Source organism: Streptomyces shinuiensis (genome assembly GCF_043660855.1).
Classification (GTDB): Bacteria; Actinomycetota; Actinomycetes; order Streptomycetales; family Streptomycetaceae; genus Streptomyces.
This window is the reverse complement of record NZ_JBIHML010000004.1, coordinates 146,599-170,903: the sequence shown is the minus strand read 5'-3', so window position 1 is coordinate 170,903 and position 24,305 is coordinate 146,599. Positions and strand designations below refer to the sequence as shown.

Sequence of the window (24,305 nt, the reverse complement as noted above, 5' to 3'; positions counted from 1 at the left end):
CTCCCCGGCACCTCCCGGTTCAGGCTGCCCCCAGCTTCAACCGCCCTGCTGCGACAGGACGATGGTGGTGGTCTTTCACCTCCACTCGAACAACGAACGCCTCACGGCGCACACTCCGGGAAGCACAAGAGACACGGGATGAACGTGCAGATCCTGGCCGATCCCACCGGCCGACTGCTGTGGACCTCACCGGCCCTGCTCGGAGCCCGTGCACGACGTCCGGGCCGCCCGCGAGCACGGCATCATCCGCACACTCACGGCCACCGGCATCACCTGCTGGGCCGACAAGGGTTACCGGGGTGCCGGCGGCACGGTCCGCAGCCCGTGCTGGGGGCGGTGGGAGACTCTCTCCGCAGGCCAGAAGGCGGTGAACCGGTCCCACGCGAAGATCCGGGCCCTCGTTGAGCAGGCCGTCGCCACGCTCAAGTCCTGGCGACTCCTCCGCAGGCTCCGCTGCTCGACCACCCGCACCACCGGCCTCGTCCAGACCGTCCTCGCCCTACATCTGGCCAGCTCAGAGTGAGGACGGAAAAGGCTCAAGCCATCCAACAACAGGTTCGAGACAGAGCGATAAGGTATCGCGACGTCCGTGTATCCGGAATGAAAGCCTTCCAATCCACTTTCACCTGGGAATCTGTGGTCGAGATGAGATCCTAGATCCATTCAAACGTGACCTGAGTCACATGCGGCGGGTCGCGTACACGATCTAGGGTGGCGACATCGACCACAGGGGCGCGCGTGGTGCCCTGTAGGCCTATTTACCAGCAGACCCGTCAACTGGGATGCCGAGGTATTGGCGTGCAAAGAAGTACACCGAAAGACCGGTTCCTTATCACCGGAGGCGCCGGATTCATCGGGGGCCACCTTGCCCGTGCACTGGGGGCATCCGGGGAAGAGGTCACCGTTCTGGACGGCCTGCGCATGCCGCCGATGATCCCGCCGGAGGGAACTGGAAAGTTCTTAGAAAAACCCCTCTTGGAGTTAGAGGAGAGGGATCTCTCTGACGTACGCCTCGTCTACCACTTGGCGTCGCACAAGAGTGTCCCTCGCTCCTTCAAGCAGCCACTCGACTATCTGGATAACGTGGACTCGGGCCGCCACCTGCTGGCTCTCTGCACGAGCGTTGGCGTGCCGAAGGTAGTCGTCGGGAGTGCGTGCGAGGTCTACGGCCAGACCAACACGCTACCGACACCCGAAAGCAGCCCTCTGTCCCCGCGCTCGCCCTACGCCGCGAGCAAGGTCGGGTTGGAGATGGTGGCCAGGGCCCACCAGCGCGCCTCAGTCGCTCCCGAGGTAGGTGTCGTTCACTTCTTCAACGTCTACGGCCCCGGCGAGCGGCCCGATGCTCTCACACCCCGGCTCTGCGCCAACCTCCTGGCCAGGAATGAGCTTCCTGTCGAGGGCAACGGTGAGCAGCGTCGCGACTTCACCTACATCACGGATGTCGTGGACAAGCTCATCACGCTGGCGTACCGACCGCTGCCCTCAGTCGTCAACTTCGGTTCCGACCGGTCCCTCTCCGTGAACCACGTCATCCGGATCCTGCAGGCGGCCTCTCCGTCTGCCGAATTCGCCCGGAAGCAGCTCCGGCCGAACGAGATCATGGAGTTCCGGGCGGCCACCCAACCACTATCCGAAGGAACTCCGACAGTGATGATCATGGAACCGTCCTCGACCGGCACCCTCGAGGCCGACGGCGGTACGGATTTAACACATCTCGAACTCACCTTCGATCGCGGCGTTCCGCGGACGCTCGTCCACAAGACGGCCGTCTCCGAAGTCCTCCTGACGGACGCCGTCCGCACTGGCCCCGACCGGTTCGCCGTCGCCGCCCAGTGGCCCCGGCGCCACGTGCTCTTCGAGGACGGGATGTGCTCGGCCGGCACTGTCGACCCGCTCCTCCTCCTCGAGACCGTCCGCCAGGCGGGCAGCTACGTCTCCCACGTCTACTACGACGTCCCGCTGGCCCACCCCTTCCTGCTCACGAGTATCGAGTACGAGGTGGAACCGCCCACCCCGAACTTCGCCATCCGCCAGGGACCGCACTGCGTCCTGCTCGACGTCCAGTGCGTCGTCGAATGCCGTGCCGCCGACCGCCTGTGCATGTCGCTCGAGGCCCGGCTCGTGATCGACGGATGCCCCGAGGGCCGCGTCGGACTGTGCTGGCAGGCCGTCGCCCCCCAGCTCTACGCCCGCATGCGCCACCCCGAGGGTCTGGTCACAGCCCCGCCCACCGGCCCCGGTACCGCGCCGGCCGCTCTCGCCGACCCGGTCGCGGCCCCGCAGGTCCTGGGCCGCCAGCACGACCGCGACGCGATGCTGGCCGCCCTCCCGGCGGTTCATGGGACCGCGCGGCCCACCCCACGGGACGCCTGGTCCCTCCGCCTGGACACCACGCACCCGGTCTACTTCGACCACGCCTACGACCACGTTCCCGGCATGGCCTTAGCCGAATCCTTCGCCCAGGCTGCCGCCCTCACCTCCGGCCGCCTGGCCGGCATACCCACCGGGGAACTGCGCTGGACCCTGGAGTCCAGCGCGCTGTCCTTTGCCTCCTTCGGCGAACTCGGCCGACCCGTGGTCATCGTCGCCGAACCGGTGCCGGAACCCCCCGAGCACGGCCGGAGGGCCATCCACGTCAGCGCGGAACAGGACGGACGGCTGCTCGCCCACGGTGCCCTGATCGGCCTCACCTCCGGCATCGACGGAGTGGCCCGATGACCGCCCTGACCGTCGCCCCGGCCGCCGCTCTCGCCCGCACCCGGGCGGCCGAGACCGAACGCGCCCGCAAGCTCTCCCCTGGCTTTGCCGACTCCCTCACCGCCGCCGGGTTCGCCCGGCACTTCGTGCCCAAGCCGTGGGGCGGTGACGTGGGTCCGTTCGCCGAGGCCGCCGAGGCAGCGGCCGAGCTCAGCGAGGCCTGCGCGGCCACCGCCTGGTGCGCCGCCCTGTACGCCGCCCACGCCCGGCTCGCCGCTCACCTGCCCGGACAGGGCCGCCGTGACCTGTGAGAATGTACGCCGGACGTCCGCATCACCGCCTCGGTCGTACCGCCTGCCGGCACCGCCGAGGAGGCACACCGCTCCAAGGAGGCCGTGGCCGACACCCTCAAGAACCACGGCCTGGCCAGGGTCGAGGGGCTGAGCACCCTGGCACGGGATGACGACCCGCTGTCCGACCTCGGCCGCTTCGTCGTCGGACTGGCCCAGTGCCTGCACGACGACGTACGGCTGCGGGCGGCCTTCCGGCTGCTGACCGACGAGGCCGAGGCGCAGCTGCCCGGCCATCCGCTGGGCCAAGTGGTCGAGCAGGTTATCGGCATGGTCGAACGCGCTCGGCGCGACGGCCGGATTGCCGCCGGACACGCTCCCGGCGACATGACCGGCTGCTGCTGTGCGTGACCTTCGCCGCGCAGACCATGCCCCTCACAGTCGGCGGTGAACACCGTCCGGGGGTGTGGGCCTGGGGCCGTGTCTCCCGGTCCCTGCAAGATGCCCCGTCCTGACGGACCTCCGGAGGGGCCTCCATACGGAGGCCCCTCCGGAGGTCCCCAGCAGGGGTGGTCAACCGTGCCCCTCGGACGGGTGCGCCGGATGGGCACCCCACTCGGCGCGCAGCACGTCACAGACCTCGCCGACCGTGGCGCCCGCGGCCAGCGCCGACTTCATCGGGTACAGGATGTTGCCTCCCCGGTCCGCGGCGTCGGCCTCCAGCCGCGCCAGCGCAGCCGTGACCCGGTCCTGGCAGCGCCAGGCCCGCAGTTTGGCGATCCGCTCCCGCTGCCGGACCTCCGCCGTCGGCCCGCCGCGCACCAGGGTGCCGATGGCGTGGGCGGCCGCGGGCACGGTCCGCCACCGCGGCACCTCCGCCCGGCAGTAGGCCAGCAGATCGGCCGCCAGCCGCCGGGTGGGGTGGGGCGGAAAGATGTGCGTCCGGCCCACCGCGTACTCCTTGAAGGCGGAGAGCACCGTGCCGGACAGCCCGTGCCCTGGCACCCCCCGTTCCTCCGCCACCAGGTGGTAGAGCAGTAGCATGATGGCCGCCGGAGCCCCGCCGGCCATCGCCGGGGACACCCGGTGCAGCGGGATCCCGGCGAACAGCACCCGCATGTCGTCGAGCGAGTCGATCGCGACCCCCGTCCGCCCGACGTGCCCCGCGGCCGGCGGACTGTCGGAGTCGCGGCCCAGCCGCGTCGGCAGGTCGAAGGCGACCGGCAGCTCCCGGTCCCCGTGGGCGAGGAGCTCACGCAGGCGGCCGTTGCACACCACCACCGTCGTCACCACGCCGGTCACCGCCACCACAGGAGACGCCGGGGGTGCTCCAGCACCGCGGCGGTGTCGGCGAGCACCTTCGAGCCCAGTTCGCCGTCGACCAGCCGGTGGTCGAACGACAGCGACAGGGTGGCGACCTCACGCGGCACCACCCTGCCCTTGTGCGTCCAGGGCCGGGTGCGTATCGCGCCGACGGCCAGGATCGCCGCCTCGCCGGGGTTGAGCAGCGGGGTGCCGCCGTCGACCCCGTACACGCCGATGTTGGTGATCGTCGTGGTGCCGCCGGCCAGGTCGCCGGGAGCGGCCCGGCCCGCGCGTGCCGTGCGCACCAGGGCGCCCAGGGCGTCGGCGAGTTCGGCCAGGGTGAGCCGGCCGGCGTCCTTGATGTTCGGCACGATCAGGCCGCGTTCGGTGGCGGCGGCGATGCCCAGGTTCACCTGGTGCCTGAGGACGATCTCCTGGTTCTCCTCGTCCCAGGAGGCGTTGATCGCCGGGTGCCGGCGTACGGCAGCCAGATAGGCGGCGGCCACGAACAGCAGCGGGCCGACGGGGGCCTCGCCCAGCTCGCCGGAGTTCCGCAGGCGCCGCACCAGTTTCATCGTGCGGCTCACGTCCACGTCGATGAACTCCGTGACATGGGGTGCGGTGAAGGCCGACGCGACCATGGCCCTGGCGGTGGCCCTGCGCACCCCTCGCACCGGAATCCGCGTCTCGTGCGCGCCGTCCCGGACGGGCGCCGGCCGCGGTGCCGGGGCGGGGGCGGGCTCCGGTACGGGTTCCGGTGCGGCGGCGGCCAGCACGTCCTCGCGTGTGACCACCCCGTGCGGCCCGGTCGCCGGCACGGCGGACAGGTCCACGCCGAGCTCCTTGGCCAGCTTGCGCACCGGCGGCTTCGCCCGCACCGGCACACCGGCGGTCGGCGCGCCCGCTGCGGTCGGTACGTCCGCTGCGGGCGCTACGGGCATCGCGGGTGCCGCGACCGTCGCGGTCGGTGCGGGTGCCGCGACCGTCGCGGTCACGGTGGGGTCGGCCCCCGCGGCGGGTGCCTTGCGGCGCCGGCGGGTCGGGGCGGAGTTCGTCCTCGGTCCGTAGCCGACCAGTACCGCGCCGGACGGCTCGGGCTCCGGGGCCCCGGGCGCCGCCGGTCCGGCGGCCGGCTCCGTGTCCCGGCCGGCCCCTGCCGACCGGACGGTGATGATGGGCGCGCCGACCTCGACCGTCGTGCCCGGCGGGCTGAGGATCTCGGCGACGGTGCCGTCGTACGGGATGGGCAGCTCCACCGCCGCCTTGGCGGTCTCCACCTCGCACACGGGCTGCCCGTCGGTGACGGTGTCGCCCACGGCGACGAGCCAGGCGAGGATCTCGGCCTCGACCAGCCCCTCGCCCACGTCGGGCATGCGGAAGGTCAGCGTGGCAGTCATGGGTCGTCTTCCTCGGGTCGCGGGGGTGCGGCGGTACGGACGGTGGCGCGGGTCGCCACGGCGGCTCAGTGGGCGAGGGCCCGGTCCACGGCCTCCAGCACCCGGTCCGGGTCGGGCAGGTACGCGTCCTCCACCCGGGACGGCGGATACGGCGCGTGGAACCCGCCGACCCGCAGCACCGGGGCCTCCAGGGCGTAGAAGCACTCCTCGTGCAGCCGGGCCGCGAGCTCCGCGCCCATGCCGAGGAACACCGGCGCCTCGTGCACCACCACCGCCCGCCGGGTCCGTTCCACGGAGCACCGGAGCGTGCCGAAGTCCACGGGTGACAGCGAGCGCAGGTCCACCACCTCCAGGCTGCGGCCCTCCTCCCGCGCCGCGTCCGCGGCGTCCAGGCAGACCTTGACCATCGGCCCGTACGCGAGCAGCGTCAGGTCCCGGCCGGGCCGGACCACCGCCGCCTCGTGCAGGGAGCGGGCCGGGGTCCGCCCCACCTCGCCCTTGTCCCAGTACCGCCGCTTGGGCTCGAGGAAGATCACCGGATCGTCTGCGGCGATCGCCTGGCGCAGCATCCAGTGCGCGTCATCGCTGTTCGACGGGGTCACCACGCGCAGCCCCGCGGTGTGCGCGAACAGCGCCTCGGGGGACTCGCTGTGGTGCTCCACCGCGCCGATGCCGCCCGCGTACGGGATGCGGATCGTCACCGGGAGCCTGACCTTGCCCAGCGAGCGGGCGTGCATCTTGGCGAGCTGGCTGACGATCTGGTCGAAGGCCGGGTAGACGAAGCCGTCGAACTGGATCTCCAGCACCGGACGGTGGCCGCGCAGGGCCAGGCCGATGGCGGTGCCGACGATCCCGGACTCGGCCAGCGGGGTGTCGAGGACCCGGTCCTCGCCGAAGTCCTTCTGCAGGCTCTCGGTGACCCGGAAGACACCGCCGAGCCGGCCCACGTCCTCCCCCATGACCAGGGTCCTGGAGTCCTCCTCGAGCGCCGCGCGCAGCGCGGAGTTGAGCGCCTGGACGAGTGTGGCCCGGGTCATCGCAGCCCTCCCTGCGCCGTGCCAGCCGTGTCGAATCCCGCGAGGTAGTGCTCGTACCGCGTCCGCTCCTCCTCGACGAGGGGGTGCGGTCCCGCGTAGACGTGCCGGAAGATCGCCCCCGGGTCGGGGTCGGCCATCGCCCGCACGCGCCGGCGCACGTCGCGCGCCAGCTCGTCGCTCTCCGCCGCGACCGTGTCGAGGAACGCCTGGTCCGCCCAGCCCTCGCGCAGCAGGTACCGGCGCACCCGGTCGATCGGGTCGCGGGCCGCCCACAGCTCCTCCTCGGCCCTGGTGCGGTAGCGGCCGGGGTCGTCGGAGGTGCTGTGCGCGCCCATGCGGTACGTGAACGCCTCCACCAGCACCGGTCCTTCGCCCCGCCGGGCGAGGTCAAGCGCCCACCGGGTCACGGCCAGACAGGCCAGTACGTCGTTGCCGTCCACCCGGACGCCGGGGAAGCCGAAGCCGTCGGCCCGCCGGGCCAGCGGGACGCGCGACTGGCGTTCGGCGGGCTCGGAGATGGCCCACTGGTTGTTCTGGCAGAAGAACACCACCGGCGCGTCGTACACCGCGGCGAAGGTGAAGGCCTCCCCGACGTCGCCCTGGCTGGAGGCGCCGTCGCCGAAGTAGGCGATGACTGCCTGGTCCCCGCCGTCCCTGGCCACGCCCATCGCGTAGCCGGTGGCGTGCAGGGTCTGCGCGCCGATGACGATCGTGTAGAGGTGGAAGTTCTTCTCGTCGGGTTCCCAGCCGCCGTGGTTGACCCCGCGGAACATGCCCATCAGGCTCACCGGGTCCACCCCGCGGCACCAAGCCACCCCGTGCTCGCGGAACGTCGGGAACGCGTAGTCGGCCGGGCGCAGTGCCCGCCCCGAGCCCACCTGGGCGGCCTCCTGTCCCAGGGACTGGGTCCACAGGCCCAGTTCGCCCTGGCGCTGCAGGGCCGCGGCCTCCCCGTCGAAGCGGCGCACCAGCACCATGTCGCGGTAGAGGCCCCGGACCTCCTCGGGCGTGGGGTCCAGGGGGAAGCCGGGGTGGGCCGTGCGCTCGCCCTCGGGGGTCAGCAACTGCACCATGGGGGTCGGTTCAGTCACGGTCACGTCCTCGCTCCTGTCGGTGGGAGCACGGGGCGGCACGGCCGCCGGCGACCGGCAGGCCCGCGCCGTCGACGGCGGTCACCGCGAGCGCGCCGCCGGCCGCGGGCAGGTCGCGAACGGTCAGGGTGGCACCCTCCGCGGGCACCGTCAGGGGCCGGGAGAAGCGCAACTGCAGCTCCGTGCGGGCCGTTTCGCCGACGGTCCCGGCCAGGTGGTGCGCCACCAGCGCGAAGGTCAGCATGCCGTGCGCGATCAGGTCGTCGAAGCCCCCCGCGCGGGCGGCGTCGGGCGAGAGGTGGATCGGGTTGTGGTCGCCGGAGAGCTCCGCGTACCGGCGTACCAGCTCCCGGGTCACGGTGTAGGAGGAGCAGCGCGCGCCTTCCGGTGCGGCCGGCGGGGCGGCCGGGCGAGCGGCGGCCGGTGCCGGCCGTGCGGCGGGTCCGGGCGAGTGCACCAGCAGGGACACGGACTCGGCGACGGCCGAGCCGTCGCCGGCGGTGAGGGCCACCGCCACCTCCGTCGCCGTGCCCGTGCCCAGCGGCCGCACCGAGCGGACCTCCGCGCGGGAGACCAGCGGCTCGCCGACGGCCGCCGCGCGCTCCACGCGCAGCCGCTGCGTGCCGTGGACGGCCACCAGGCCACCGGGCGCGGGACCGGTTTCCAGCAGCCGCTCGCACATGCGCAGGGCGACGGCCGCGAGCTGGGCGGGCGCGACCGTGCCGGGCACGGCCCCGGTCAGCGGCACCGCGGAGGCGACCGCGCACAGCGCGCGGAACGCCTCGGCGTCCCGGGCGGTCACCAGGTGACGTCCGGTCAGTACGGTGCCGGCCGCGACGCCGTGGGACGGCGCCGGTGAGAGGGTCGGGGCCATCGCTCAGCGCCCCGGACGCCTGCGCAGCAGGCAGGTCAACCGGGCCGTGGAGACCAGTTGGTCACGGTGGTCGCGCACGGTGATCTGGTACGTGCCGACCTGGGTGCCCTGGTGCAGCGGCTCGCACACGCCGGTGACCAGGCCCTCGCGGGCCGCGCGATGGTGGGTGACGTTCAGCTCCAGCCCCACCAGCATCCCGTCCGGTGCCACGTGGGCACCGGCGGCCAGCGACCCCAGGGTCTCGGCCAGGGCCGCGGTCGCCCCGCCGTGCAGCAGCCCGAAGGGCTGGAGGTTGCCGCGCACGGGCATGGTCGCGACCACGCGCTCGGCCGACCATTCGGTGATCTCGATGCCCAGCTTGGTGATCAGCTGTTCGGCCACCAGCTCCGGCGGCATGAAGGCCATCAGCTCTTCCAGGGACTGCTTCATCGTTCCTCTCCCAGGGGGCGCCGCGCGCGCTCGGTCAGCGCGGCCAGGCGGTACAGGTGGCCCGCGGCGACGTCCGGGCCCGGGTCGGCCGTCCCGGGCTCGGCGGGCACCGCGGTCCGGTCGTCCGCGCCGGGTCTCCGCAGCAGCAGGGCCACCGCGAGGTCGGCGGCCGGCGGACGCCCGTCGTGTCCCAGGGCGGCCAGCCGCTCGAAGGCGGCGGCGGTGCGCGGGTTGGCGGCCAGTTCCACGCCGATGACGAGGACCTGGTCGATCGTGTCGTCCAGCAGGAGCAGCTCGGCCGCGTCCAGGGCCGTGGTGTCCGCCCCGTGGTCCGCGGCGACGCAGTGGATGGGGCCGGTCAGCCCGTACTCGATCGCCAGGTGCCCGACGATCGAGGTGGTCACCGACTGGAAGAACAGCAGCGGGTTGTGCACCCGGCCGGAGACGAGCTTCCGGCTGGCGGTGTCGGAGGTGGTCGCGTCCGCGGCCACGGTGGCCAGCACGATCGCGGTGCTGTCCGGGAACGGCCCGGTCAGCGGGTTCGGCACGTCCGGCGTCCCGGGATCGCCCAGGCAGCGCCGTACCGTCTCGCGGACCAGCGGGTTGAAGGCGGACACCACGAACCCGGGCACGCCCGGCAGTTCCCCGTGCTCCGTCGCGGTGTCCACCACGGCCGCCGCGACGACGGCCGGCTGCCGGACGGAGGTGGTGCCGGTGGGGGTGACGGTCACGGCTGCTCCAGGATGATGGCGGTGTTCAGGCCCCCGAAGCCGGCGTTGAGCGAGAGCACCCGCTCCAGCCGCGCCGTCCGGGCCTCGTTCGGTACGCAGTCCAGATCGCACTCCGGGTCGGCGTCGTCGTAGCCGGAGGTGGGCGGCACGGCCTGCTCCTCCAGCGCCATCAGGCAGATGACGAGCTCCACCGCTCCGGTGGCCTCGAGCATGTGGCCCGTGGTGCTCTTGGTGGAGCTGACCGGCAGGCGGTCCGCGTGCGCGCCGAAGGCGCCCCGCAGCGCGGCCGTCTCGGCCGGGTCGTTCAGCCGGGTGCCGGTGCCGTGGGCGTTGACGTAGCCGATCTCCTCGCCCGCCAGGCCCGCCGAGGCCAGCGCCCGGGTGATCGCCCGGCCCATGCCCGCGCCCCGCGGGTGCGGCTGGACCACGTGGTGGGCGTCGGCCGCCGCGCCGAAACCGGGGACGCGGGCCAGCGACCGGGCGCCGCGCCGCAGCGCGTGTTCGGGCGACTCCAGGACCAAGGCGGCCGCGCCGTCGCCGAGCAGCATGCCGCTGCGCCCCGCGGCGAAGGCCCGCAGCCGACCGTCCCGGGCGAAGGTGCGCCCGGAGTCGAACTTGGCGAACTGCTCCTCGTCGACGAGGTAGACCCCGCCGACCACGGCGACGTCCACCTGCCCGGCGGTGATCATGCGGCACGCGTGGATCACGGCGCTCGCGGAGGCGACGCAGGCGTTGATGAAGGCCGCCCGCGGTCCGGTCAGCCCCAGGCCGGCGGCGACCGCCTCGGGGATCGACCCCGCGAAGCTGCGGTGCGCCTCGGCCGGGTCGCCCGGCCGGCCGGCGGCCCGGTCGGCCCAGAAGGAGTGCAGGCCGGTGAAGTCGCCCTGGGTGCCGATGAGGACGGCCGTCCGGGCCGGGTCCAGGTCCGCCGGGTCGAGCTTGGCGGCCGCCAGCGCACCGCGTACGCAGTCCTGTACGGTCTCCAGCTGCCGGGGCGCCTGCCCGGGGCCGCCGTACGTGGCCCCGTAAGTGTTGCGGAACGGCACGGTGTCGAAGCGGGTGATGGGCGCGAACGCGGGACGGCCCGCGAAGACCCGCTCGCGCAGGACGTCCGCACCGGCACCGAAGGCGGAGAACGTCTCGTATCCGGTGACCCGGACGTCAAGCGGCATCGATGCCTCCTTCCGTGAGTGTGCTCAGGTACGTGTGGATCCCGCGGACCGAGGTGAAGAACTCCAGGTCCGGCCCGTACGGGTCGATGCTGATGCCGTGCTCCTCGTCCAGTACGTGCTGGAGCCAGACCAGGGCCAGGGAGTCGAGGGTCAGGGGGGTGTCCTCGCCCAGTTCCTCGAAGTCCTCCGGGACGATCTTGTGGTGGGTGAGGAGCCGGCGGATCTCGGCGCTGTCGATCACGCCGCGGCCTCTTCGGCCGCGCCGTCCCGGGCACGCTCGACGGCCGCGACGAACTGCCCCAGGGTGGCGTCCGGCTGGGCCGCCGGGTCCTCGTCGGCGATCTTGGCGCCGAACTCGTGCTCGACCTGGACCAGCAGCTCGACCAGGGCGAGGGACTCCAGCTCCAGGCCACCCGGGCCGAGCGGCAGGTCGTCGGAGACGTCCTCGGTGACGCTCGGGGCGATCTCGCTGATGATGCCGATGACGAAGGAACGGATCTCGGACACGGCGGTACTCCTTGTCGGTGGGTGCGATCGGTGCGGCGCGCGGTGTGGGGTCCGGGCACCGGGGGGCTGAGCGGGTCGGGGGGAAGGAAGCGGGGTGCGGGCGCTCAGGCCGGGGAGAGGGCCGGCCGCGCCGGCACGAGCACGGGATCGGTCAGCTCCCGTACCGGATCGGTGTCGGCCGCGTAGTCGACCGAGGGGAGCCCGAAGCCGTTCAGGGCCAGCCACTCCGCCCGGTGCGCGCAGGGCGCGCCCAGCTCGGCGACGTTCTCGCTGGTGACCAGGGCCAGCCGCCGGTCCACCTCCGCCTGCACGTCGGGCCGCAGTTCCAGGTCGTCCAGGCGCAGCCGGCCCAGTTCGTCGGTCGTGGGGTGCGGCGGCCCCTCCAGCAGCCGGGTGTCGCCCCCGGAGTAGAGCCGCTTGGTCAGGAGCCGGTGCGCCTGCTCGATCGGGCCCTCCTGGAGGCCCATCTCCAGCATCACGCGGGTCAGCACGACGGTGTACAGGGTCTGCGCCGGGATCACCGAGCTGGCCTGGGTGACCATGGCCCGCATCACGGCGGTCAGCGCCCGGCCGCCCCGCGGGCGCAGCACGGCGTCCAGTTCCCGCCCGGTGGCCTCCAGGTCCTCCTTGGCCAGACCCAGCGTGCCGCTCCGGTACGTCGGCGCCAGCCTCGTGTTGCCGACGTAGCTGAAGGCGACCGTCACGGCCTGCGGGGCGAGCACCCCGCCCGCGCTCAGGGCGTGGATCCAGCGCCGCCAGTCGTCACCGCCCATGACCGCGACGGTGTCCTCGATCTCCTGCTCGGTGGCGGGCTCCACCGTGGCGGTCGCCACCTCGCGGGTGGCCGCGTCGTACGCCTTGGTGGTGAACGGCCAGCCGAGGGTCTTGAGCGCCGAACGGTGGGTGTGCCCGGTCGCCGGGTGGGTGCGGCGCGGCGCGGCCAGGCTGTAGACCACCAGGTCCACCTGGCCGAGGTCGTCGCGGACGGTGCGCACCGTGTGCTCCTTGACCGCGTCGCTGTAGGCGTCGCCGACCACAGTGCGCCCGTACAGTCCGGCCCGGGCCAGCTCCTCCTCCAGCGCGGCGGTGTTGTACCAGCCGGCCGTGCCCGTCCGCTTCGCGGTGCCGGGGGACTCCTGGCAGACGTTCAGGGTGGCGGCGCCGGCGCCGAAGGCCGCCGAGATCCGGGTCGCCAGGCCCAGGCCCGCCGATCCCCCGACGACCAGGACGTTGCGCGGACGGTCGGGGCCGGTCGGGCCGGGCCGGGAGCGGACCGCGGCGATCTGCGCCCGGACCCGCTCGGCGCAGCCGTCGGGATGGGCGTTGGCGCACAGCGTGCCGCGCAGCATGGGCTGGACGATCACCGCACACCTCCGACCGGTCCGGCCGGGGCGACGGACCTCGTCGACGGGCCCATACGGGCCAGCAGCAGTTCGCGGTTGCGCACCAGCTTGCCGTTGCTGGTCCGGGGGATCGCCGGAGCCAGCTCGAACCGGCGCGGGATCTTGAAGTGGCTGATCCGGTCGCGGCACCACGCCTGGAGCTCCCGGGCGGTGACCCCGCCGGTGACCCCGACGAAGGCCTCGATGGTGCCGCTGAACAGCACCACCGCCTCGGTCACGGCCGGGTGTTCGGCCAGGGCCAGCTCCACCTCGCGCAGGTCCACCTTCAGACCGCCGATGACCACCAGTGAGTCGCTGCGCCCCCGCACCGACAGCGCGCCCGTCTCCGGGTCGAGCGCCGCCAGGTCGTTGGTGCGCAGCCAGCCGTCCGCGTACCGGCTCGCGATGTCGTTGATGTACAGGTAGGGCGAGACGTCGGCGCGCACCTGCAGCTCGCCGTCGCGCACCCGGACCTCGGTGCCCGGCACCGGGTGGCCGACGGCGGGCGGTGCCAGACGGCCCGTCAGGTCGGTGGCGATGATGCCGGTCTCGGTCATGCCGTACGCCTGTCCGATCCGCACCCCGTACCGCTCGTGGAAGCGCTCGTAGACCTCGGGGCCGATCACCTCGCCGCCGGACACGGCCAGCCGCAGGCCGGGCAGTGGGCTCCAGTCGGTGATGCGGGTGAGCAGCTCGAAGTGGAAGGGGACGCCGAAGAGCACGTCGGCCCGTGACTCCACCAGGGTCGACAGCAGCGTGCGGGGCTGTGCGTTCGGCGTGAACACCAGCGTCGCGCCCGCCCGCAGCGCGTGCAGGAAGCCACCGATCAGTCCGAAGGAGTGGGTCAGCGAGTTGCTCAGCAGCACCCGCTCGCCGGCCTTCGGCATCTCCGGCAGGGCGGCGAAGGCGTCCAGTTCGGCCAGCAGCGACCGCGCGGTCCGTCCGATCACCTTCGGGTAGCCGGTCGAGCCGGAGCTGAACTGCAGCAGGACGTGGGGGTTGCCGACGGTGTGGCCGGTGCGCCGGACCTCGACCTGCACCTCGCACTCGTCCTGGAAGACGACCCGGACCACGCCGGAGGAACCCGAGCTGATCATGAACCTGGGTTCGCACAGGTTCAGCAGCCGGTCCACCTCGGCGCGGGTGAGCCGCGAGTCCATCAGGATCACCTGGGCGCCGCGGGACCACAGGGCCAGCACGGTCCACAGGTAGGTGAAGCTGGGCGCCATCTGCACGGCCACGGTCGAACCGGGCCGGATGCCCTGGAGCTCGAACAGCCGCTCCAGTTCGGTGACCCTGGTGCGCAGGGTGCCCCAGGTCACCTCGGTCCGGGCCCGGGCCCAGACCGTGTCGGCGGGCTGCCGGCGGAGCATGTCCGCGATCCAGCCCTTGAACCGCGCGTTCTCCATTGACCTCTCCGAAAGTGTTCGGGCGGCCGGGTCGGGTGCGACCCCGCGGGGGGGGGCGGGGCGCACCCGCCGGACCGGCCTGCTTCCCGGGCCCGGGCCGTCCGGGCCCCGGCCTACTTCTCGACGCAGAACTCGCCGACGGGCCAGCCGACGTGACGCTTGTCGGTCGCGATGTGGCCGAGGACCTGGTCGCCCTTCTTCAGCTCGGTGACGTTGAGGACCTTGGCGCCAGGGCCGAGGACGCGGACGTGCCAGTCGTCCTGGACGATGAGGTTGACCTCGACGCCCTCGGGGGACGTGGCGTGGATGCTCAGCAGCGGGCGCGACTCGAGCTTGATGCGGCCGACGGTGATGCGGCGGGTGCGGCCGTCGGCGCCCACGGCGAGGACCGGGTGGCCGGCCTTCAGCTCGCTGAGGTAGTTGGTGCGGTTGTCCTGCCCGAAGGTGTAGGAGTGCAGGGCGCCGGCGTTGATGCGGAAGGGCCGGGTGGGCATGTAGGGCAGCGGGTGGGTCTCGCTGACGCACAGGATGAACCCGTGTGCGTAGGAGCCGATGAGCATGCCCTCGTCCTGGTCGAAGTGCGAGGTGGTGTCGATGCAGACGCGGTCGCCCAGGCCCAGGTGCTCGATGCGGTCGACCGTCAGCGTAGTGAGGTCGAGGTCGGGGGTCTTCACCCGCAGGGCCTCGACGAGTTCGAAGACGTCGTTGGCGGTGGTGGGGGCGATGAGGACGCCCTCGGAGCCCTTCTCGAGCACGTCGATGATGACCTTGGCCTCTTCGAGGTCCGCGGCCCTGCAGACGAGCTGGCCGGGCGAGCGGTCGGCGGCCGCGATGACGATCTCGAGCGGGATCTTCGTCGGGTCCTTGAACTCCACCAGGGTGTAGGGGAGTTCGATCGCGGTCTCGCAGGCCAGCGTCAGCGTCGGGTCGTCGGTGACGTTGACCCGTCCGGCGATGTTCTTGTCCCCGGCCTGGTGGCGGGTGCGGAGGCCGGTCAGGGCGCTCCGGTCGGCGACGTCGTGGAGGACGATGAAGTCGTCGCTCTCAACCCGGCTGTCGGCGAGGATGCGCTTCACGGTGGTGGGCAGCGTGGTGAGGAGGGCGGGGTCGTCCGAGACGATGCCGTCGACGCGGGCGTGGATGGCAGCGTCGACGATGGCCCCACGGTGCTCGGGCGAGGCGGAACGGACGTCGATCCAGGCGAACTTCACAGGAGTCCCTATCGGAAGAGGTGGAGGAGGACGCGGACGCGGGCCCTCGGCGGGGGACGGGCCGCGCCGGTCAGAGCGTGACGGCGGTGCCGTACAGCTCGGGCACGTCCACGGAGAGGTCGACCGGCTGCTGCCGCGGCGCGTGCACGATCGCGGCGAGCTCGCGGACCAGGGTCTCGGGCTCGGGGTCGGTGAACACCCGGCGGCCCACGGCCAGCCCCGCGCACCCGGCGTCGACGGCCGACTGCGCGTACTGGGCCAGGCTCCGGCCGCTGGGCTGGCCGCCCGCGACCAGTACCGGCACCGGGCAGCTGGCCACCACGTCCGCCATCGCGCTCATGGGCTCGGCGGCCGAGGTCTTGACCAGGTCGGCGCCGAGGTCCACGGCGATGTTCACGACGTGGGCCAGGAGTTCGGGTTCGTGCGGGTCGGAGATCCGGGGACCGCGCGGGTAGATCATCGCGAGCAGCGGCATCTCCCAGCGCGCGCACTCCGCGGCGACGGCGCCGAGGTCGGCCAATTGCCGGCTCTCGGTGTCGGATCCCACGTTGACGTGGACGCTCACCGCGTCGGCGCCGAGTTGTACGGCCTCCTCCACGCTGGCGACCAGGACCTTCTGGTTGGTGTCGGCGGCGCGGGACGTACCTGCGCTCAGGTGGACGATCAGCGCGCACTCCCGCAGGTGGCGGGGGGCGATGCCGCGTGCCCTGCCCTTGTGGACGATCACCGCGTCGGCGCCACCGGCGACGAGTGACCCCATGAGCCGATCGAATCCATCGGCGTTGACGACCGGTCCGTCCGACACGGAATGGTCCAGCGGAATGAACAGATAACGCTCGTCGCCGTGCCGCGAGAGGCGGTTCAGGCGAATCTCCCTCCCACTGGAAAGGGAATGTGGCATGGGAATGACCGCCCTTTCTGGACGATGAATTCGAATCCGCGGAGCACCTGGGGAGTGATGTTCCCCAGCGGTGTCACATGGTCGGCAGGATCGCTGCTGGCGAGTGCGGTGCAGCGGATGGCCAGGAACTTAGGCGGCCGTTTCCGGGCGGGTCAAGGGATCCGGGTCCCCACCTCCGTGCGGTGAAAAGGCCTGGCCGGGCGTGGGTCACCGGGCGGTGCGCCCCGGGGGTGCACCCCGAACGGGTACCCGGATGGGGCTGGCGCCTTTCCCGCCCGAATGAAGGATGGAGCCATGACTAAGAGGAAGGCGGGTGGCAATGAATTCGGCCGTTGACCACGAGCGAATACGCCCGGACCGGGCGGAGTTTCGCCGGGCGATGGGGCGGTTCTGCACCGGCGTCACCGTCGTCGCCTGCGGCTCAGGTCCCACCACCGAGGCGATGACCGCCAACTCCCTGGTGTCGGTCTCCCTCGACCCCCTGCTGCTGCTGGTGAGCGTGCGCACCGCCGGGCGGCTGCACCGGCGGCTGAGCGACGGCGAGGACTTCTCCGTCAGCGTGCTGGCCGAGGAGCAGGGCCCGCTCGCGGCCCTGATGGGCCGCTCCGAGCGCCCCCGCGGCACCGAGGCGTGGCACCGGCTCGGCTCCTGGCACGGCCGCAACGGCGCGGCGCTGGCGGTCGGTTCGCCGGCGGCCTTCGAGTGCTCCGTCGAGGCCGCCCACCCGGGCGGTGACCACACCCTCTTCCTGGGCCGGGTGACCGAGGTCCACCTCGGGCGGCCGGCCCAGCCGCTGCTGTTCTGGGCGGGCGGTTACCCCAAGCTCGCCGATCAACTGTCCGTGCCTGCGCCGAGCAGGCCCCGTGAGGTGGAGAGCACCCATGTCTGAACCGTCCGGCACCGAGCACGGCCCCCTCCCGCGGCCGGCCGGTCCCGCCGACCCCGAGGTCGCCATCGTGGGCGCCGGGCCCGCGGGCCTGCTGCTCGGTCTGCTGCTGGGCCTGCGGGGCCGCCGGGTCCTGCTGATCGAGCGCGAGAAGGAGCCCGTCCCCGGCGGTCCCGGCAACGGGATCTGCCCGATCCTGCAGCCCGCCACCCTGGGCATCCTCGACCGTCTCGGCCTGCTGCCCGAACTGGCCGCGAACACCACCCCGGTCACCCACGGCGAGGTCGCCGCGGGCGGCGCCACCGTCGCCTCGTACGCCTACGCCGACCTGCCCGGCGCACCCGTCGCCCACGCCCTGCCCACCTCGATCGTCCGGCTGCGCGACGTGCTCGCCGCCGCCGTCCGCGCCCTCCCCGGCACCGAGCTGGTGTACGGCGCCACGGTGCGCGCCCTGGTGCGGCGCGACGGGGCCGCCCCCGGGGTGCGCGGCATCGAACTCGAGGACGCCCAAGGCGTGCGCACCCTGTACCCGTCGCTGATCGTGGGCTGCGACGGCAAGCGCTCGGCGGTCCGGGAGATGGTCGGCATCGGCGCCCCGGCCCGCGCCTTCAAGTGCGGCTACACCGAGCTGCGCCTGCCGCTGCCCGGGTCCTGGGGGCCGGTGATGCGCGCCGCCTTCACCGCCGACGGCTACGTGCTGGGCACCCCGATCGCCGACGAGACCCTGCTGTTCGCTTGGATCACCGACCCGGACACGGCCGGCGCGGCCGTCGACGGTCCGCTCGAAGCACTCGCCGAGCGCTACGCGCGGGCCGCGCCGCAGGCCGCCGACTGGATCCGCGAGCACACCACCGACCGCTCCCAGGTCCGTGAGTTCCTGCACCACATCGTGCGCCCCGAGCGCTGGACCGACGGCAACGTCGTCCTGGTCGGCGACAGCGCCCACGGCGTGCACGTCTACGGCGGCCAAGGGCTGAACCTCTCCCTCCAGGACGCGGCCTGCGTGGCGACCGCCGCCGACGAGGCCATGACCGCGGGCGACACCGCGGCCCTGCACCGCTTCGAGGCGGTGCGCCGGCCCTTCACCGAGGCCTTCCAGGACATGCAGGAGGCGCACCTCGACGCCCTCGCGGCGCGTGCGGGCCGGGCCGCCGGAGGGGACGCGGGCGACGGCGCTGGCCACCTGCCGGACTTCGCCCCGCTGGCCCTGGGCCAGAGCGAGCTGCGTGCCGCGTTCGCCGCGGCCGTTCCCGAGGGCGTGCCGTCCCTGTCGGCCGCCGTGTCCGCCGGGGCCCGCCCGTGAACCTGACCGGCCAGCAGCGGCGTTCGTACCTCGCGCGCATCGGGTACGACGGTCCGCTCGAACCGACCCTCGACGTGCTGACCGCGCTGTGCCGGGCCCATGTGCGGGCCGTGCCCTTCGAACTGCTCGACGGGCCCGACGGCCTCGTCCCCGGCATCGACGCGGCCAGCGTGTACGAGAAGGTCGTGGTCCGCCACCTCGGCGGGGCCTGCATGGAGGTCAACAACCTCTTCGCCGCCCTCCTCGGCGACCTCGGCTTCGAGGTGACCACGCACGCCTCCCGTCCCTGGCTGCCGCAGGACCGCGCGTACACCGACACCGGCGACCACATGATCCTGGTGGTCCGGGTCGAGGGCGTCGGGTACCTCGTCGACGTCGCGTACTCCCAGCTGACCGCCGTGAGGCCGCTGAGGCTGGACGGCGGCGAGTGCACCGAGCACGGCTGGCGCTTCCGCGTGCTGCGCGACCCGGACGGCGGCGACCACATCGCCCAGCGCGCGGGAGCCGGCGGCCGGTGGTCCCCGATCCACCGGTTCACCCTCGAACCGCGCGGCGGTGAGCACTTCGCCACCATCCTCGACCTCTACCTGACCCCCGGCACCGGCTCGCCCATCCCCCGCACGCTGATGTGCTCCCGGGTGACCGGCACCGGCAAGGCCACGCTCGTCAACGACGTGCTGATCGAGACCTCCGACGGCGGTACCGAGCGCAGCAGCCGGGTCGACACCCCCGAGGCAGCCCGGGCCGCCCTCGCGCTGATCTTCGTCGGCCATCCGACCCTGGCCGAGCGCGGCGCCCGCATCTGGCAGCGCCTGGTGGGCGATCCCGCCGGCACCCCGGCCCGCGCAGCCGGCCCTTCCGTCCCGACTCTTGAGGAGACCTCCGCATGACCCGGCCGCAGATCGGCTTCGGCGCGTTCCTCTCGCCCCTGCACCCGCACGGCGAGAGCCCCACCCTCCAGTTCTGGCGCGATCTGGACCTCGTGCGGTGGCTGGACGAACTCGACCTGGCGGAGGTGTGGGTGGGCGAGCACCACTCCGGCGGCTGGGGCACCGTCTCCTCGCCCGAGGTGTTCCTCGCGGCGGCCGCCGAGCGCACCCGCCGCATCCGCCTGGGCACCGGCGTCACCAGCCTGCCCTACCACCACCCCTTCCACGTGGCCTCGCGGATCGTCCAGCTCGACCACCAGACCCGCGGCCGCGTGATGCTCGGCGTGGGAGCGGGCTCGGCGCCCGGTGACGCGCACATGCTGGGCATCCACCCCTCCGAACAGCGCCGGATGACCGGTGAGTCCCTGGAGGCCGTCCTCGAACTCCTCGCCGGCGAGGGCCCGGTCAACCGCGCCACCGACTGGTTCACGCTGCGCGACGCGCGCCTGCAGCACCGCCCCTACCGTCCCGGCGGCATCGAGGTGGCCATCTCCAGCGCCGCCTCCCCGCACAGCATGCAGCTGGCCGGCCGGCACGGCCTGAGCCCGCTGTCCTTCGCATCGCCGCGCCCCGGCGGCACCGCTCCCGACCTGCGCCGCCAGTGGCGGTACGCCGAGGAGGCCGCCGCGGCCGCGGGCCGCACCGTCGACCGCGCCGACTGGCGCCTGGTGGTCAACGTGTACGTCGGCGAGTCCCGCGAGCGGGCGCTGGAGGAGCTGCGCGAGGGCGCCGCGGCTTGGCTGCGCGGCTACTGGGGCGACGTCGTCGGCCTGCCGGTCGACGCGCTCGGCATCGAACCGGGCCGGGAGATCGAGTACCTGGTGGAGAACGGTGCCGCGATCGTCGGCTCGCCGGACGAGGTCGCCGCGGGCGTCGAGGAGCTGTACGAGAGCAGCGGAGGCTTCGGCACCCTGCTGGTCGCCGGCGCCGACTGGGCGTCCCGGGAGAACACCCGGGCCTCCTTCGAGCGCCTGGCGCGCTTCGTCGCACCGCGCTTCGACGGCTCGCTGGAGGGCTTCGAGACCTCCGCCGCGTGGGTGCGGGAGCACAGGTCCGAGTTCGTCGCCCAGGCCGTCGGCGCCTTCCAGAAGGCGTTCACCGACGCCGGGGTGGCCGCGCCCGCCCTGCCGGTGCCCGAGCCGGCCGGCACCGGCTCCCACTGAGCCGCCCCCGGCACCGGGGCCGTCCGCCGCGCACCCCGCGCGGTGGACGGCCCCGACCCCTGTCCAGCCCCGCCGGTCCCGGAGCGGGCCCGGTGTTCCCCCTCGGAGGTCAGATGAGTCCCCTCAGCCCCGCGTCCCCGGCACGCGCCGGCCGTCCCGCCGTGCCGCCGGCGCCTTCGCGAAGCTCGCCCGCCAGGAGCGTCCCGGTGCCCGCGAACTGAACCTGCTGGCCGGCCGCGGCTCCCGGCTGGATTCGCTGACGGGCCTGTGCTGGTGGGCGGCGCTGCTGGTGTTCGGGGAACACCTGGCCGCGCTGAGACCGGGCAGCGAAGTGGGGTCGGACGACACCGGCCCCGCCGACACGGTGCTGCACTGGTTCTTCGGCACCGGCACCATCGGGGTGAGCTGCTTCTTCATCCTCAGCGGCTTCGTGCTGGCCTGGACGTACTGTCCGGAGACCGACACCGTGAGCCGGTTCTGGCGGCGGCGGTTCGCGAAGATCTACCCGGTCTACTTCGTCTTGACCGTGCTGGCCTTCTTCATGTTCGCCGGTATGGGCCGGACCCCGTCGGGCACCAACGTGGTGCTGCACCTGACGCTGCTGCAGTCCTGGACCCCCGACCAGTCGCTGTACTTCGGCCTTAATCCGGTGACCTGGTCGCTGAGCTGCGAGGCCTTCTTCTACGCGATCCTGCCGCTGCTCTTCGTCGCCTTGCGGCGGCTGCCCGCGAGCGCGCTGTACGCCACCGTGGCGGCAGCCGTGGCGGGGGCCTTCGTGCTGCCGTACACCCTGGGCGAGCTGGTGGACCTGCCCTACCCGGCCGAGGAGATCATCTCCACCGGCCCGGTCGGCGGTCCCTTCCCGTACTGGTTCACCTACGTCCTGCCGGCCTTCCGCGCGCTGGAGTTCGCCGCCGGCGTCTGCGCCGCCCTGCTGGTGCGGCGCGGCCAGTGGCGTGGTCCGGGTGTGCCGTTCGTCCTGCTGATCGCCGCCCTGGCGACGGCGGACGTGCGCGGCACCTGGTCGCCGCTGCGCGGGCGGGTGATGCGGTTCCTCGGCGAGATCTCGTACTGCCTGTACGTCTTCCAGCTGCTGCTCCTCGCGGTCGTCTCGGGCGCGCTGCGCCCGGCGCTGGCCGCCGCGGGGGTGCTGCCCGACGAGGAGGCGGCCCTGCCGGCCTGGCTGGTGGGCCCGGTGGGGCTGGGCTGCCTCACGCTGTGCGTGCTGGTGGCCTGGGCGGCGTACCGGTGGATCGAGGTCCCGCTGATGCGGCGGCTGCGTCCCCGCTCCGCCGCCTCGGCGGGCCCCGGAGGAACCGAGCGGTCCCCGGACGCGGTCAGCGCGGACCGTACGCCCGCATGAACATGCTGATGCCCCGCTCCACCACCGCGTCGATGCCGGCCTCGTCCAGCGGGACCTGACCGAGCGTCGACTCCAGCTGGGCCTCACCGATCAGCAGGGCCCGCAGCTGCCGGGCCGCCGCCTCGGTGTCGTCGACGTCCAGGTAGCCAGCCCGGCCGAGCAGCGCGAGCTGCTCGGCCACGGCACGGATGCCCGCGTCCCGGTCGAGGCCGTGCAGGACCCGGCTCAGGGACTCCTCCAGCGGGGCCTCCGCCAGGATCCGCCGGCGCAGCGCGGCGGTGTCACCCAGCATCAGCCGCACCCAGCGCCGGCCGAAGTCCCGGAACTGCGCCGGCAGGTCGGTGCCGTCGTGGGCGGCGATGGTCTCGCGCACCAGCGTGTCGAACTGGCCGGCCAGCGGGTCCATCGCCGCCGCCACCACTTCGGCCACAAGGGAGTCGCGGTCACCGAAGTGGTTGTAGAGGGTCTGCTTGGCCACCTTCGCCTCGGCGGCGATGGTGTCGACGCTCGCCCGCGCGAAGCCGTCGCGGACGAACACCTCTGCCGCCGCCTGGAGGATCTGCGCCCTGCGGTCCCGTCCGCCGTGCGTGCGGCGCGGGCGGGGCCGGGCCGTCTCCTGGGTCTTCGCCACCGCTGTTCCTCCTGGGACGTCCACGACTTGATTTATGGACGGCCTAGTCTACTATTCAAATCTAGATGGGGTAGTCCAAGTTTCTGCCCCGCCGTGTTTCCGGAGGGGATCCCTTGCCATGAACCGACCCACGCCCGCGCCCACCGTCGCGGAGCAGGACGCCCGCATCGACGGCTCGTTGTGGTGGCTGTGTGGCGTCCTGGTCCTGGGCGCCGTGACCACCCTGCTCGACGGCACGATCGTCAACGTCGCCGTCGAGACCCTCACCCGCGAACTGGACGCCCCGCTCGACGCGGTCCAGTGGAGCGTCACCGGCTACCTGCTGGCTCTCTCCCTCGTCGTCCCGCTCGCCGGCTGGGCCATGGAACGCTTCGGCGCCAAGCGGGTGTGGCTGGCCGCCCAGGTCCTCTTCCTCGCCGGGTCGGTCCTCTCCGGCCTCGCCTGGTCCGTGGAGAGCCTGGTGGTCTTCCGCGTGATCCAGGGCCTCGGCGGCGGCATGGTGATGCCGATGGCGCAGGCCATGCTCGCCGGCGCCGCGGGCCCGGCCCGGCTCGGCAGGGTGATGGCCGTGGTGTCCGTGCCCGCCATGCTCGCCCCGATCATCGGCCCGGTCGTCGGGGGGTACTTCGTCGACGAGCTGAACTGGCGCTGGATCTTCTTCATCAACATCCCGATCGGCCTGGCCGCCATCGTGCTCGCCTGGATCAAGCTCCCCGCCGACCGCCCGCGGACCGACCGCCGGCTGGACACCCTCGGCCTGCTGCTCCTCTCCCCCGGCCTCGCCCTGCTCCTGTACGGCCTGGCCGAGGCCGGCAGCGGCGGCTTCACCGACGCCGGGAGCCTGCCCTGGACCCTGGCCGGCGCGGCCCTGCTGGCCGGCTTCGCCGTGCACGCCCTGCGCACCCCCGGCACCCCGCTGATCGACCTGCGGCTGTTCGCGGACCGCGGCTACTCCGCCGCCGTCCTCACCCAGTTCACCCTGAACGCCGGTGTGTTCGGCGCGATGTTCCTGCTCCCCCTGTACTTCCAGCTGGACCGCGGCGCCACCGTCCTCGAGGCCGGACTGATGCTCGCCCCGCAGGGCGTCGGCTACGTCATCGCCATGGCCGTGGTCGGCAAGGCCACCGACAAGGCGGGCGCGGGCCCCCTGGCCCTCGCCGGCGTCCTGATCACCCTGCTGGGCACCCTGCCCTTCGCCCTCGTCGACGACGGCACCGATCAGGTCCTGCTCGCCGCCGCCATGGTGGCCCGCGGTATCGGCGTCGGCGTGGTGACTCTGCCCAGCCTCGCGGCCGCCTACCGCTCGCTGGCCCCCGCCGCGATGCCCCGCGCCTCCAGCGCCATGAACATCTTCCAGCGGCTGGGCGGTTCGGTGGGCACGGCCGCGGTCGCCGTCGTCCTGCAGAACGGCCTGACCGACGGCAAGACCTCCGGCGCCCCGGTGTCCGACGCCTTCGGCACCTCCTTCTGGTGGGTGTTCGGCCTGACCGCCGTCACCCTGCTGCCCGCGCTGTTCCTGCCGCGCACCGTGCCGGCGCCCGCCGCCGACGCCCCGGTGAAGGAGCCCGCCGCCGCCTGAATCCATCCCCCCGTC

At 73.1% G+C, this 24,305-nt stretch carries 24 protein-coding genes and 2 pseudogenes; 11 read left to right on the top strand and 15 right to left on the bottom strand.

The genetic code is table 11. The features are described 5' to 3' along the window. Positions 1-111 precede the first annotated feature (111 nt). The 5 genes and pseudogenes from ACGRHY_RS28550 to ACGRHY_RS28530 form a co-directional block, all read left to right on the top strand. Positions 112-523 (top strand): annotated as a pseudogene (locus ACGRHY_RS28550) (transposase family protein); the annotation flags it as partial. Between the two features lie 275 nt (positions 524-798). After that, positions 799-1,623, top strand: a pseudogene (locus ACGRHY_RS28545) (NAD-dependent epimerase/dehydratase family protein); the annotation flags it as partial. Further along, positions 1,603-2,721 carry a ScbA/BarX family gamma-butyrolactone biosynthesis protein gene (locus ACGRHY_RS28540; protein WP_394638573.1) on the top strand — a complete coding sequence of 373 codons (1,119 nt, stop codon included), beginning with the start codon at positions 1,603-1,605 and terminating at the stop codon, positions 2,719-2,721. The pseudogene ACGRHY_RS28545 and the gene ACGRHY_RS28540, both read left to right, overlap by 21 nt. Continuing rightward, positions 2,718-3,011: a hypothetical protein gene (locus ACGRHY_RS28535; RefSeq protein WP_394638545.1), complete on the top strand. Its 294-nt coding sequence runs from the start codon at positions 2,718-2,720 to the stop codon at positions 3,009-3,011. The genes ACGRHY_RS28540 and ACGRHY_RS28535 overlap by 4 nt, the downstream gene beginning before the upstream one ends. A gap of 84 nt (positions 3,012-3,095) precedes the next feature. Next, a complete protein-coding gene (locus ACGRHY_RS28530) occupies positions 3,096-3,401 on the top strand; it encodes a hypothetical protein (protein ID WP_394638544.1) in 306 nt (101 codons plus the stop codon). 162 nt (positions 3,402-3,563) lie between these two features. On the opposite strand, the gene ACGRHY_RS28525 is transcribed toward ACGRHY_RS28530, so the two are convergent. The 14 genes from ACGRHY_RS28525 to ACGRHY_RS28460 form a co-directional block, all read right to left on the bottom strand. Next, a complete protein-coding gene (locus ACGRHY_RS28525; RefSeq protein ID WP_491630980.1) occupies positions 3,564-4,292 on the bottom strand; it encodes a methylmalonyl-CoA mutase family protein in 729 nt (242 codons plus the stop codon). Further along, positions 4,289-5,692 carry a dihydrolipoamide acetyltransferase family protein gene (locus ACGRHY_RS28520; RefSeq protein WP_394638543.1) on the bottom strand — a complete coding sequence of 468 codons (1,404 nt, stop codon included), beginning with the start codon at positions 5,690-5,692 and terminating at the stop codon, positions 4,289-4,291. The genes ACGRHY_RS28525 and ACGRHY_RS28520 overlap by 4 nt, the downstream gene beginning before the upstream one ends. A gap of 65 nt (positions 5,693-5,757) precedes the next feature. Further along, positions 5,758-6,729 (bottom strand): alpha-ketoacid dehydrogenase subunit beta, encoded by a 972-nt coding sequence (locus ACGRHY_RS28515; protein ID WP_394638542.1) that lies wholly within the window; start codon positions 6,727-6,729, stop codon positions 5,758-5,760. Further along, on the bottom strand, positions 6,726-7,862 hold the full coding sequence (gene pdhA / locus ACGRHY_RS28510) for a pyruvate dehydrogenase (acetyl-transferring) E1 component subunit alpha (protein WP_394638541.1): 1,137 nt from the start codon (positions 7,860-7,862) through the stop codon (positions 6,726-6,728). Before pdhA ends, ACGRHY_RS28515 begins: the two co-directional genes overlap by 4 nt. Continuing rightward, on the bottom strand, positions 7,813-8,694 hold the full coding sequence (locus tag ACGRHY_RS28505) for a MaoC family dehydratase (RefSeq protein ID WP_394638540.1): 882 nt from the start codon (positions 8,692-8,694) through the stop codon (positions 7,813-7,815). The genes pdhA and ACGRHY_RS28505 overlap by 50 nt, the downstream gene beginning before the upstream one ends. Positions 8,695-8,697: 3 nt before the next feature. Further along, positions 8,698-9,123, bottom strand: coding sequence for a PaaI family thioesterase (locus tag ACGRHY_RS28500; protein ID WP_394638539.1), 426 nt, complete (start codon positions 9,121-9,123; stop codon positions 8,698-8,700). Beyond that, positions 9,120-9,854, bottom strand: a complete 735-nt coding sequence (locus tag ACGRHY_RS28495) for a beta-ketoacyl synthase N-terminal-like domain-containing protein (protein WP_394638538.1) — start codon at positions 9,852-9,854, stop codon at positions 9,120-9,122. Before ACGRHY_RS28495 ends, ACGRHY_RS28500 begins: the two co-directional genes overlap by 4 nt. Continuing rightward, positions 9,851-11,026, bottom strand: coding sequence for a beta-ketoacyl-[acyl-carrier-protein] synthase family protein (locus ACGRHY_RS28490; protein ID WP_394638537.1), 1,176 nt, complete (start codon positions 11,024-11,026; stop codon positions 9,851-9,853). The genes ACGRHY_RS28495 and ACGRHY_RS28490 overlap by 4 nt, the downstream gene beginning before the upstream one ends. Next, the gene (locus tag ACGRHY_RS28485; RefSeq protein WP_391301626.1) at positions 11,016-11,267 is read right to left on the bottom strand and encodes an acyl carrier protein; all 252 of its coding nucleotides are present in this window, start codon (positions 11,265-11,267) and stop codon (positions 11,016-11,018) included. Before ACGRHY_RS28485 ends, ACGRHY_RS28490 begins: the two co-directional genes overlap by 11 nt. Further along, positions 11,264-11,533 carry an acyl carrier protein gene (locus tag ACGRHY_RS28480; protein WP_391301624.1) on the bottom strand — a complete coding sequence of 90 codons (270 nt, stop codon included), beginning with the start codon at positions 11,531-11,533 and terminating at the stop codon, positions 11,264-11,266. The genes ACGRHY_RS28485 and ACGRHY_RS28480 overlap by 4 nt, the downstream gene beginning before the upstream one ends. A gap of 104 nt (positions 11,534-11,637) precedes the next feature. Beyond that, entirely contained in the window at positions 11,638-12,897 is a 1,260-nt protein-coding gene (fabV, locus tag ACGRHY_RS28475; protein WP_394638536.1) for an enoyl-ACP reductase FabV, read from the bottom strand. Next, a complete protein-coding gene (locus ACGRHY_RS28470; RefSeq protein WP_394638535.1) occupies positions 12,894-14,324 on the bottom strand; it encodes a class I adenylate-forming enzyme family protein in 1,431 nt (476 codons plus the stop codon). Before ACGRHY_RS28470 ends, fabV begins: the two co-directional genes overlap by 4 nt. Positions 14,325-14,437: 113 nt before the next feature. After that, positions 14,438-15,535, bottom strand: a complete 1,098-nt coding sequence (locus ACGRHY_RS28465) for a 3-dehydroquinate synthase II family protein (RefSeq protein WP_394638534.1) — start codon at positions 15,533-15,535, stop codon at positions 14,438-14,440. Positions 15,536-15,605: 70 nt separating this feature from the next. Next, positions 15,606-16,436, bottom strand: a complete 831-nt coding sequence (locus tag ACGRHY_RS28460; RefSeq protein WP_394638533.1) for a 2-amino-3,7-dideoxy-D-threo-hept-6-ulosonate synthase — start codon at positions 16,434-16,436, stop codon at positions 15,606-15,608. A gap of 319 nt (positions 16,437-16,755) precedes the next feature. Here ACGRHY_RS28460 and ACGRHY_RS28455 point away from each other — a divergent pair, with 319 nt between their 5' ends. From ACGRHY_RS28455 to ACGRHY_RS28435, 5 genes are all read left to right on the top strand, one after another. Further along, the gene (locus tag ACGRHY_RS28455) at positions 16,756-17,325 is read left to right on the top strand and encodes a flavin reductase family protein (protein WP_394638532.1); all 570 of its coding nucleotides are present in this window, start codon (positions 16,756-16,758) and stop codon (positions 17,323-17,325) included. Then, complete coding sequence (locus ACGRHY_RS28450) at positions 17,318-18,625, top strand: FAD-dependent oxidoreductase (RefSeq protein WP_394638531.1); 1,308 nt, start codon at positions 17,318-17,320, stop codon at positions 18,623-18,625. Before ACGRHY_RS28455 ends, ACGRHY_RS28450 begins: the two co-directional genes overlap by 8 nt. Further along, positions 18,622-19,515: an arylamine N-acetyltransferase family protein gene (locus tag ACGRHY_RS28445; RefSeq protein WP_394638530.1), complete on the top strand. Its 894-nt coding sequence runs from the start codon at positions 18,622-18,624 to the stop codon at positions 19,513-19,515. The genes ACGRHY_RS28450 and ACGRHY_RS28445 overlap by 4 nt, the downstream gene beginning before the upstream one ends. Continuing rightward, positions 19,512-20,717 (top strand): LLM class flavin-dependent oxidoreductase, encoded by a 1,206-nt coding sequence (locus ACGRHY_RS28440; protein ID WP_394638529.1) that lies wholly within the window; start codon positions 19,512-19,514, stop codon positions 20,715-20,717. Before ACGRHY_RS28445 ends, ACGRHY_RS28440 begins: the two co-directional genes overlap by 4 nt. A gap of 217 nt (positions 20,718-20,934) precedes the next feature. Continuing rightward, a complete protein-coding gene (locus ACGRHY_RS28435; RefSeq protein ID WP_394638571.1) occupies positions 20,935-22,080 on the top strand; it encodes an acyltransferase family protein in 1,146 nt (381 codons plus the stop codon). Here the strand turns inward: ACGRHY_RS28435 and ACGRHY_RS28430 are convergent. Continuing rightward, the gene (locus ACGRHY_RS28430; protein WP_394638528.1) at positions 22,055-22,711 is read right to left on the bottom strand and encodes a TetR/AcrR family transcriptional regulator; all 657 of its coding nucleotides are present in this window, start codon (positions 22,709-22,711) and stop codon (positions 22,055-22,057) included. The two genes, ACGRHY_RS28435 and ACGRHY_RS28430, sit on opposite strands and share 26 nt — an antisense overlap. A gap of 118 nt (positions 22,712-22,829) precedes the next feature. On the opposite strand from ACGRHY_RS28430, the gene ACGRHY_RS28425 reads away from it, so the two are divergent. Next, positions 22,830-24,290, top strand: coding sequence for an MDR family MFS transporter (locus tag ACGRHY_RS28425; protein WP_394638527.1), 1,461 nt, complete (start codon positions 22,830-22,832; stop codon positions 24,288-24,290). Positions 24,291-24,305: the final 15 nt, after the last annotated feature.